General features: G+C 42.6%; 4 protein-coding genes. All 4 read left to right on the plus strand.

Annotated elements, in window-relative coordinates:
- Positions 1 to 46: 46 nt before the first annotated feature.
- The 4 genes from rplJ (at position 47) to rpoC (ending at position 9,733) form a co-directional block, all read left to right on the plus strand.
- On the plus strand, positions 47 to 553 hold the full coding sequence (gene rplJ / locus FTV09_RS07785; RefSeq protein ID WP_067761356.1) for a 50S ribosomal protein L10: 507 nt from the start codon (positions 47 to 49) through the stop codon (positions 551 to 553).
- 48 nt (positions 554 to 601) lie between these two features.
- Positions 602 to 970 carry a 50S ribosomal protein L7/L12 gene (gene rplL / locus FTV09_RS07790; RefSeq protein ID WP_067761353.1) on the plus strand — a complete coding sequence of 123 codons (369 nt, stop codon included), beginning with the start codon at positions 602 to 604 and terminating at the stop codon, positions 968 to 970.
- A 303-nt stretch (positions 971 to 1,273) separates the two neighbouring features.
- Positions 1,274 to 5,362 carry a DNA-directed RNA polymerase subunit beta gene (gene rpoB, locus FTV09_RS07795; RefSeq protein WP_067761350.1) on the plus strand — a complete coding sequence of 1,363 codons (4,089 nt, stop codon included), beginning with the start codon at positions 1,274 to 1,276 and terminating at the stop codon, positions 5,360 to 5,362.
- Positions 5,363 to 5,533: 171 nt separating this feature from the next.
- Entirely contained in the window at positions 5,534 to 9,733 is a 4,200-nt protein-coding gene (gene rpoC / locus FTV09_RS07800; RefSeq protein ID WP_067761347.1) for a DNA-directed RNA polymerase subunit beta', read from the plus strand.
- Positions 9,734 to 9,899: the final 166 nt, after the last annotated feature.

Consider the following 9,899-nt stretch of genomic DNA (forward strand, 5'->3'; position numbering starts at 1 on the left):
GAGTGCACTTGTTTGAGTGCATAAATCACCGTTAGGAGGTTTTACAATGGCTCTTCTTATCGAAGGCAAAAAACAGATCGTAGCTGAAGTAACTGAAGTTGCTTCTACTGCATTTGCTGCTGTTGTTGCTGACTATCAAGGTTTAACTGTAGAGCAATTAACTACTCTACGTGTTGAAGCTCGTAAACTGGGTGTTGCTACTCGCGTAGTTCGTAACACTTTGGCTAAACGCGCTCTTCAAGATACTCAATTCAATATCTTGAACGACAACCTTGTTGGCCCAACAATTTTAGCTTTCTCAACTTCTGAAGACGACATGGGCGCTGCTGCTCGTTTGTTCGAAGAATTTGCTAAAACTAATAAAGCATTTGAACTTAAAGCTGCTGCATTTGACGGTAAAGTTTATCAAGGTGCTGAAGTTAGCGTTATCGCGAACCTTCCAAACCAAGAGAAAGCTCTTACTATGCTTGCAAACGTACTTCAAGCTCCTATTTCGAAATTGGGTCGCCTTATTACTGCGCTCAAAGAGAAAAACGAGTCAGAAGCTGCATAAGCTCAAACTTAAACACACATCATTCAATACCCATTTGGAGTTAATCTCATGGCTTTAACAAACGAAGAAATCTTAAACGCAGTAGCTGAAAAAACTGTTCTTGAACTTGTTGAACTTATTTCTGCTTTCGAAGAAAAATTCAACGTATCTGCTGCTGCTGTAGCTGTTGCTGCTGCTCCTGGCGCTGCTGCTGCTGCTGAAGAACAATCAGAATTCAACGTTGAGTTGACTTCTTTCGGTGCTAACAAAGTTGCTGTAATTAAAGCAGTTCGTGAAGCTACTGGTCTTGGTCTTAAAGAAGCTAAAGATCTTGTTGAAAGCGCTCCTTCAGTTCTTAAAGAAGGCGTTTCTAAAGAAGAAGGCGAAGAGCTTAAGAAAAAACTTGAAGAAGCTGGTGCTACAGTTACACTTAAGTAATCTTAAGGGGAGTCGATTTTTTTATAATCGACTCCACAAATTGGCTGGTGCCCCTTGGGTCATCAGCCTTTTTGCGTTACAATAATCGGCTCGATTTTTGTTTGCATGATATAAAAATCATACAAATTAGAAATAATTTATAAAAACAAACGCTTACCAATATTTTTCAGTAAAAAATATTGTTAAGCGTTTTAATACCACTAAAAATTGCAGCATTTGTGAAAGTGGTGGCCATATCGGCCTGCGTAATTCCTTCTAAGTCCGTTCTGCAGGCGGCCTTAGTTTACTTTCCGAGGACTCCAGATGGCATACTCATATACCGAAAAGAAACGGATCCGTAAGAATTTTGGTAAATTGCCCAAGGTAATGGATGTTCCGTACTTGCTCGCGATTCAAGTGGACTCGTACAGAACCTTCCTTCAAGACGGCAAAACTCCAAAAAACCGCGAAGATATCGGTCTCCAAGCCGCATTTCGTTCAGTTTTTCCTATTGAAAGTTATTCTGGCAATGCTGCTTTAGAATTTGTTGAGTATAGTCTTGGTAAGCCTGAGTTTGATGTACGCGAATGTATCCTTCGTGGCTCAACTTATGCTGCACCAATGCGTGTAAAAATTCGTCTGATCATTAAAGATCGCGAAACGAAGACAATTAAAGACGTGCGTGAGCAAGAAGTCTACATGGGTGAAATGCCACTCATGACAGACAACGGTACTTTTGTTGTTAACGGTACTGAGCGTGTAATCGTATCTCAATTACACCGTTCACCAGGTGTGTTCTTTGACCACGATAAAGGCAAAACACACTCTAGCGGTAAAGTTCTTTATTCTGCTCGTATCATTCCATACCGTGGTTCATGGTTAGACTTCGAATTTGATGCGAAAGATCTTGTATACGTTCGTATTGACCGTCGTCGTAAATTATTAGCGACTGTAGTGCTTCGTGCGTTGGGTTATAACAACGAACAAATCTTAGACATGTTCTATGAAAAAGTTCCTGTTTACCTGGACATGGGTAGCTATCAAATTGATCTTGTGCCTGAACGCCTGCGTGGTGAAATGGCTCAATTTGATATCGTTGGTACAGATGGCAAAACAATTGTTGAACAAGGCAAACGTATTAATGCGCGTCATGTTCGTCAAATGGAAGCAGCTGGTCTGGAAAAACTTTTAGTACCTGACGAATATTTGTATGAACGTATTATTGCTGAAGACGTTGCATTACGTGACGGCGAAGTAATTGCTGCAAATACAGTACTAAGCCATGAAATTATGGTGAAATTGGCTGAAGGTGGCGTTAAACAATTTAACGTACTTTATACCAATGACATCGACCGTGGTCCGTTCATTGCTGACTCATTACGTGCTGATACAACAACTGGTCGCGAAGAAGCGCTAGTTGAAATCTATAAAGTAATGCGCCCAGGTGAGCCACCAACAAAAGAAGCTGCTGAAAACTTATTCAACAACTTGTTCTTCTCTTCTGAACGTTATGACTTATCACCAGTAGGTCGTATGAAGTTCAACCGTCGTTTGGGTCGTCCTTACGAAGTAGGTACAGATCAGAAGTCTCGTGAAGTTGAAGGCATTCTTTCTAACGAAGACATCACTGATGTATTAAAAACATTGGTTGAAATCCGTAACGGTAAAGGTGAAGTCGACGATATCGACCACTTAGGTAACCGTCGTGTTCGTTCTGTTGGTGAAATGACAGAAAACCAATTCCGTGTAGGTCTTGTTCGTGTAGAACGCGCTGTTAAAGAACGTCTATCACAAGCTGAAACTGATAACTTGTCTCCGCAAGATTTAATCAATGCGAAGCCAGTAGCTGCTGCAATCAAAGAATTCTTTGGTTCAAGCCAGTTATCTCAGTTCATGGACCAAAACAACCCGTTGTCTGAAATCACACACAAACGTCGTGTATCGGCGCTTGGTCCAGGTGGTTTAACACGTGAACGTGCGGGCTTCGAAGTACGTGACGTACATCAAACTCACTACGGTCGTGTTTGTCCAATTGAGACTCCTGAAGGTCCAAACATTGGTTTGATCAACTCATTGTCTGTTTATGCGAAATGTAACAACTTCGGCTTCTTAGAAACGCCGTATCGTAAAGTTGTTGAAGGTCGTGTAACTGATGATGTTGAATATCTTTCTGCGATTGAAGAAGTAGGTACTGTGATTGCACAGGCCGATTCTGGTGTAGATAAAGACGGTCATTTGACTGAAGAGTTCGTATCTGTACGTCACCAAGGTGACTTCGTACGTATGCCTCCTGAAAAAGTAACGCATATGGATGTATCTGCTCAGCAGGTTGTATCTGTAGCGGCGTCACTGATTCCGTTCCTTGAACACGATGACGCGAACCGTGCATTGATGGGTTCAAACATGCAACGTCAGGCTGTGCCTACTTTACGTGCTGATAAACCGCTCGTTGGTACAGGTATGGAAGCAAACGTAGCGCATGACTCTGGTGTGTGTGTACTTGCGAAACGTGGTGGTCGTATTGAGTTTGTTGATGCATCTCGTGTGGTTATTCGTGTAAACGAAGAAGAGATGATCGCGGGTGAAGCAGGCGTAGATATCTACAACCTGATCAAATACACACGTTCGAACCAAAATACATGTATTAACCAAAACGTTGTTGTACGTTTAGGCGACAAAGTTGCACGTGGTGACGTTCTTGCTGATGGTCCATCGACAGATGGCGGTGAATTGGCATTAGGTCAAAACATGCGTGTAGCGTTCATGACTTGGAACGGTTACAACTACGAAGACTCGATCTTATTATCTGAGCGTGTTCTTCAAGAAGACCGTTTAACGTCAATCCACATCCAAGAATTATCATGTGTAGCACGTGATACTAAATTGGGTGCTGAAGAAATTACTGCCGATATTCCAAACGTGGGTGAAGCAGCACTTTCTAAACTTGACGAATCAGGTATCGTTTACATTGGTGCTGAAGTTACTGCGGGCGACATCCTTGTAGGTAAAGTAACGCCTAAAGGTGAAACGCAATTAACACCTGAAGAAAAATTGCTTCGTGCAATCTTCGGTGAAAAAGCTGCTGACGTAAAAGACTCATCTTTACGTGTTTCTTCAAGCGTTAAAGGTACAGTTATTGACGTACAAGTGTTTACACGTGACGGTCTAGAAAAAGACGAACGTGCTCAAGCAATTGAGAAAGCACAGCTTGATGCGTACCGTAAAGACTTGAAAGAAGAATACAAAATCTTCGAAGAAGCAGCACGTGAACGTATCGTTCGCTTGTTGAAAGGCCAAGAATCGAATGGCGGCGGCACGACTAAACGTGGCGATAAACTGTCTGAAGATTTATTGTCTAGCTTAGAGCTTGTTGAACTTCTTGAAATTCAACCAGTAGATGAAGCAGTTGCTGAACGTCTAACTCAAATCCAAGTTTTCTTAAAAGAGAAGAGCATTGAGATTGACGAGAAATTTGCAGAGAAAAAACGCAAACTTTCTACAGGTGATGAGCTTACAACTGGCGTGTTGAAAGTTGTTAAAGTTTACCTTGCTGTAAAACGTCGCATCCAACCGGGTGATAAGATGGCAGGTCGTCATGGTAACAAGGGTGTTGTATCTAACATCTTACCAGTAGAAGACATGCCGCATGATGCAAACGGTGTACCTGTTGATATCGTGTTGAACCCACTGGGTGTACCATCACGTATGAACGTGGGTCAGATTCTTGAAACTCACTTGGGTATGGCTGCAAAAGGTCTTGGCGATCAAATCGACAAGATGATGAAAGAGCAACGTACGATTCTTGAGCTTCGTGCATTCTTAGACAAGATTTACAACAAAGTTGGTGGCGAGCAAGAAGATCTTGATAGCTTAACTGATGAAGAAATCTTGGTACTTTCAGGCAATCTACGTAAAGGTGTTCCTTTAGCGACGCCTGTATTTGATGGTGCTGAAGAATCACAAATTAAAGAGTTGCTTGAACTTGCGAACATTTCACGTACTGGTCAAACAGTATTGTATGATGGACGTACAGGTGAACGTTTTGACCGTCCAGTAACTGTAGGTTACATGTACATGTTGAAACTGAACCACTTGGTTGACGACAAGATGCATGCGCGTTCTACTGGTTCTTACTCTCTAGTTACACAACAACCATTGGGCGGTAAAGCTCAATTCGGTGGTCAGCGTTTCGGTGAGATGGAAGTATGGGCACTTGAAGCTTACGGTGCTGCATATACACTTCAAGAAATGTTAACTGTGAAATCGGATGACGTTGAAGGTCGTACTCGTATCTACAAGAACATTGTAGATGGTAACCATTATATGGATCCGGGTATGCCTGAATCGTTCAACGTATTGACCAAAGAGATCCGTTCTTTAGGTATCAACATTGAACTGAAAAATGGTGACTAAGTAACCATTCAATCCCCCCAACCCCCTTTATAAGGGGGGGATTTACTCCTCTTATTTTAAGGGGAGTTTCCCGCTTAAATCAGGCGGGATTGAGGGGGATTACTCAGTTAAAAAACAATATTTGTGACCCAGTTGTGAAGTGAAAATCTCCACAACACACGGAGAAAAAAATTGAAAGACTTGCTCGATATCATGCGCAAAAAGACGGATTCAGACGGTCATGCTCCTGTAGAGTTTGATCGCATCCGTATTGGTCTTGCGTCACCAGAAATGATTAAGTCATGGTCTCACGGTGAAGTGAAGAAGCCAGAAACCATCAACTACCGTACGTTCAAACCAGAACGTGATGGTTTATTCTGTGCCAAAATCTTTGGTCCAGTAAAAGATTACGAATGCTTGTGTGGTAAATACAAGCGTATGAAATACAAAGGCGTCATTTGTGAAAAATGTGGCGTTGAAGTAACAACTGCAAAAGTACGTCGTGAGCGTATGGGTCATATTGACCTTGCTTCTCCAGTTGCACATATTTGGTTCTTAAAGTCACTTCCTAGCCGTATCGGTCTATTATTAGACATGACGCTACGTGATATCGAACGCGTATTGTATTTCGAATCTTATGTTGTCACTGATCCTGGTATGACTCCGCTTGAGAAATACCAACTTCTAAACGATGAAGAATACTTCACAGCATTAGAAGAACACGGTGACGAATTCAGCGCGAAAATGGGTGCGGAAGCTGTTCAAGACTTGTTGAAAGACATCGATCTTGAAGCAGAAATTTCACGTCTTCGTGAAGAAATTCCAAATACAACTTCAGAAACGAAGCTGAAAAAAGCATCGAAACGTCTGAAATTGATGGAAGCGTTTAAAGATTCGAACAATAAGCCTGAATGGATGGTGTTGACTGTACTGCCAGTACTTCCACCAGATCTTCGTCCTTTAGTTCCTCTAGAAGGTGGTCGTTTCGCGACTTCTGACTTGAATGATCTTTACCGTCGTGTAATTAACCGTAATAACCGTTTGAAACGTCTACTTGACCTTGCGGCTCCAGATATCATCGTACGTAACGAAAAACGTATGTTGCAAGAATCTGTGGATGCATTGCTGGATAACGGTCGTCGTGGTCGTGCAATTACTGGTTCGAACAAACGTCCTCTTAAATCTTTGGCAGACATGATCAAAGGTAAACAAGGTCGTTTCCGTCAAAACTTACTTGGTAAGCGTGTTGACTATTCAGGTCGTTCGGTAATTACTGTAGGCCCTACTTTACGTTTACACCAATGTGGTCTTCCGAAGAAAATGGCACTTGAATTATTCAAGCCATTCATTTTTGCGAAACTACAAGCATCTGGCCAAGCAACAACCATTAAAGCTGCGAAGAAAATGGTTGAGCGCGAAACACCAGAAGTTTGGGACGTTCTTGCTCACGTAATCCGTCAACATCCAGTGATGTTGAACCGTGCGCCAACACTTCACCGTTTGGGTCTTCAAGCATTTGAACCGACTCTAATTGAAGGTAAAGCGATTCGTCTTCACCCGTTAGTTTGTGCGGCATTTAACGCCGACTTCGACGGTGACCAAATGGCGGTACACGTACCATTAACACTTGAAGCTCAGTTAGAAGCTCGTGCGTTAATGATGTCAACTAACAACATCTTGTCTCCTGCGAACGGTGAGCCAATCATCGTACCTTCTCAGGACGTTGTCTTAGGTCTTTATTACATCACACGTGATGCAATTAATGCCAAAGGTGAAGGCATGGTGTTCGCGGATACTGACGAAGTAAACCGTGCACTTGCAACAGGTCAAGTTGATTTACACGCTCGTGTTAAAGCGCGTGTACACCAAACTGTAATCGACGAAAATGGTAACCGTGAACAACAAACGATTGTTGTTGATACAACACCAGGTCGTTGTTTACTTTGGGAAGTTGTGCCTGAAGGCATGGATTTCCAACAAATTAACGTTGAGATGACTAAAAAGAACATCTCTAAATTGATCAACTCTTGCTACCGTAAATTGGGTCTAAAAGATACGGTTATCTTTGCTGACCAATTGATGTACTTGGGCTTCCGTCAAGCGACTCACTCAGGTGTGTCTGTTGGTATGGAAGACATGTTGATTCCGCCACAAAAACAAGCAATTATCGAAAAAGCTGAAGTTGAAGTTCGTGAAATCGAACAACAATTTGAGCAAGGTTTCGTAACTGCCGGCGAACGTTATAACAAAGTTGTCGATATTTGGGCACGTACAAACGACCAAGTAGCGAAAGCAATGATGGACAACTTGTCATTCACAACTGTTAAAAACAAACAGGGTGAAGACGAGAAACAAAAATCATTCAACTCGATTTATATGATGTCTGACTCAGGTGCCCGTGGTTCGGCAGCTCAGATTCGTCAGTTAGCGGGTATGCGTGGTTTGATGGCTAAGCCAGATGGCTCGATCATTGAAACACCAATTAAAGCAAACTTCCGTGAAGGTTTGACAGTACTTCAGTACTTCATTTCAACACACGGTGCGCGTAAAGGTTTGGCCGATACAGCATTGAAAACTGCGAACTCTGGTTACTTGACTCGTCGTCTTGTAGACGTAGCACAAGACTTAGTAATTACTGAGCCAGATTGTGGTACTTACGACGGTCTAGTAATGACACCGTTCATTCAAGGTGGCGATGTAATTGAAAACCTTGGTACTCGTGTATTGGGTCGTGTAGTTGCTGAAGATGTGAAAAAAGCGGGTACAGAAGAAGTTCTTCTTGCACGTAACACATTGATCGATGAAAAACTTGCTGCATTTATTGAAAATGCAGGTGTCGACGAAATTAAAGTACGTTCAGTTGTAAACTGTGCGTCTACATTCGGTGTATGTGCGAAGTGTTATGGTCGTGACCTAGCACGTGGTCACCAAGTGAACCCAGGTGAATCTGTAGGTGTAATGGCTGCTCAATCAATTGGTGAGCCAGGTACTCAGTTAACCATGCGTACGTTCCACGTTGGTGGTGCTGCGAGCCGAACTTCTGCTGCAAACAGCGTACAAGTTCGTAACAAAGGTACAGTACGTTTCCACAATGTGAAAACAGTACAACACGCAAAAGGTCACTTGGTATCAACTTCACGTTCAGGTGAAATCGGTATTGCGGATGATTTAGGTCGTGAACGCGAACGTTACAAACTTCCATACGGTGCTTCAATCATCATTAAAGATGGCGAAGCTGTGGAAGCTGGCGGTATCGTAGCGACTTGGGATCCGCATACACATCCACTTGTTACAGAAGTTGCAGGTAAAGTACGTTTCAGCCAAATCGCTGATGGCGTAACTGTTACATCGAAAACTGATGATGCAACAGGTATGACGACTATTGAAGTACTTCCAGTAACTTCACGTCCAGCATCTGGTAAAGATATGCGTCCAGCTGTTGTATTGGATACAACGGATGGCGGCGAACAGTTCTACTTCTTGCCACAAAATACGATTCTGACTGTTCGCGACGGCGAAACAATTGGTGTCGGTGACGTTATTGGTCGTGTACCACAAGAATCTTCACGTACACGTGATATTACCGGTGGTCTACCGCGTGTAGCTGACTTGTTCGAAGCACGTAAACCGAAAGAGCATGCGATCCTTGCTGAAATTTCAGGTATCGTGAGCTTCGGTAAAGAAACCAAAGGTAAGAACCGTCTTGTGATTACTCCGGATGATGGCTCTGAGATTTACGAAGAGTTAATTCCGAAATGGCGTACCATTAACGTGTTCGAAGGCGAGCATGTGAACCGTGGTGAAACCATTTCTGATGGTCCGCAAAACCCACATGACATCTTACGTTTGAAAGGCGAAGTTGCACTGACAAACTACATCGTGAACGAAGTTCAGGACGTATACCGTCTGCAAGGTGTAAAAATCAACGATAAGCACATTGAAGTTATCGTACGTCAAATGTTGCGTAAAGTTGAAATCACTGACGGTGGTGATACAAGCTTCATCAAAGGCGAACAGGTGGAATACATCCGCGTTGTTCAAGAAAACCAAGCAGTGGCAGCTCAGAACAAATTCCCAGCGAAGTTTGAACGTCAATTGATGGGTATTACCAAAGCGTCACTTTCTACTGACTCGTTCATTTCTGCTGCATCGTTCCAGGAAACAACTCGTGTGTTAACTGAAGCGGCTGTAACAGGTAAAGAAGATGAATTACGCGGTCTGAAAGAAAACGTAGTTGTAGGTCGTCTGATCCCAGCGGGTACAGGTTTGGCTTACCACTTAGAGCGTCGTCGTCAAGAATCTGAAGCTGCAGAGCTTGAACTTCACAATGATTTCTCTGATGTAGATCAAGCTTTAAGCCAAGCATTTAGCGATGAATTTAACGGTCTTTAATTAGCCTTTAAACCATTCAAAAAAGAGCCACCTTCGGGTTAATGCCAGTCAGTTAAGAAATTGACTGGCATTTTCTTGGATATTTTTGTGCTTTAATTTTCACTACTCGCGGACATTGCCTTTGCCTTTTTTCAGGTAATACAAATATTTTAGATTGTTCAAATAA

Source organism: Acinetobacter sp. YH12227 (genome assembly GCF_013417785.1).
GTDB classification, from domain to species: domain Bacteria; phylum Pseudomonadota; class Gammaproteobacteria; order Pseudomonadales; family Moraxellaceae; genus Acinetobacter; species Acinetobacter gandensis.